Genomic DNA, 1,317 nt, shown 5'->3' on the forward strand with positions numbered 1-1,317 from the left:
GCAGTGGCGGCAAGAGCACTTGCTGCCACAGCGGGCCAAGTGGCTGGACACACAGCAGGATGAGGCATGGCTACTGCTGGAGCGGGACTTGCTCGATGCCAGGCGGGCATCTGACCAAGAAGGGGTGCTTGGCGCCCAGGAACGGGAGTATGTGCGCTTGAGCGAGCAGCACATTGAGCGCTGGAAGCAGGAGCAAGCCCAGGAAGAGGAACGCAGGCTTCAGGAGATGGAGGCCAAGAACCAAGAACTCGAACAGGCCGCCGAGCAGATTGCTAAGCAAAACCAGACCCTGAGCCAGACAAATCAAGAGTTGGATCTCCGAGCCGCTGAACTGGCTCAGGTCAATGACGAGCTAAACGAGAAGTCTCATCAGATAGAGGCGCAGAACTTGGCACTGAGCCGAAGCAACGAGGAGCTGGATGCTGCTGCCATCAAGCTCGGACAACGGAACAAGCGGCTGAAGCTCGGAGCTTGGGCCCTTGCGAGTTTAGCCATCCTGTTGAGGCTGTAAAAAAACTCCCTACCGGGTCCGTCCCGATTCATTGCGCAGCCCCTGACGCGTCAAATACGCAGACCCGTCCAGGAGTCCGCCATGCCGCGCTACAAGCCCAGTGATTGCCACGCGATGATGCTGCCCGTGGTGCTTTCGGAGCAGATCGTGCCAGGCAGTTTTGCCTTTGCGCTGAGCTACCTGGTCGATCACGAGCTGGATCTGAGCGCCCTGGATGCGCGCTTCAACAACGACATCACGGGCGCCAGCGCTTACGACCCGCGCGTGATGCTCAAGATCGTCTTGCTGGCCTACAGCCAAGGCATCATCTCCAGCCGCAGCATCGCGTCCGCCTGTGAGCGCAACGTCCAGTTCATCGCCATCAGCGGCGACAGCCAGCCCAGCCACGCGCACATTGCCAAGTTCGTGGTCTCGCTGAGCGATCAGATCAAGCCGCTCTTTGCCCAGGTGCTGATGACCTGTGACGCCCAAGGTTTGATCGGCCGGGAGATGTTCGCCATCGACGGCGTCAAGCTGCCCAGCAACGCCAGCAAGGAGCGCAGCGGCACGCAGGAGGAACTGCGCCACCGGGCCGAGCGACTGGACAAGGCGGCCGACAAGATCCTGGCGCTGCACCAGGCGCAAGACAAGGCCGGCGCTCAGGAGCCCTTGGAAGCCAAACGGCAAGCCCGCGTGGACGCCTTGCGCGAGGAGGCCGCACGCACCCGGGCCTTCGTCGCCCAGAACCCCAAGCGACTGAATGCCAAGGGCCAAGAGCTCAAGTCCAACATCACCGACCCCGACAGCGCCAAGATGGCCACGAACAA

The 1,317-nt window shown here is 61.7% G+C and carries 2 protein-coding genes; both read left to right on the top strand.

Annotated features, from left to right (window positions below):
* A partial coding sequence (locus LNV28_RS24960; RefSeq protein ID WP_263569075.1) for a hypothetical protein occupies positions 1 to 511 on the top strand: 511 nt, incomplete at its 5' end.
* A gap of 81 nt (positions 512 to 592) precedes the next feature.
* On the top strand, positions 593 to 1,317 hold a 725-nt coding region (locus tag LNV28_RS24965; protein WP_263569076.1), incomplete at its 3' end, for a transposase.

The sequence above is a fragment of the Paucibacter sp. DJ2R-2 genome, assembly GCF_025717675.1.
Taxonomy (GTDB): Bacteria; Pseudomonadota; Gammaproteobacteria; order Burkholderiales; family Burkholderiaceae_C; genus Paucibacter_A.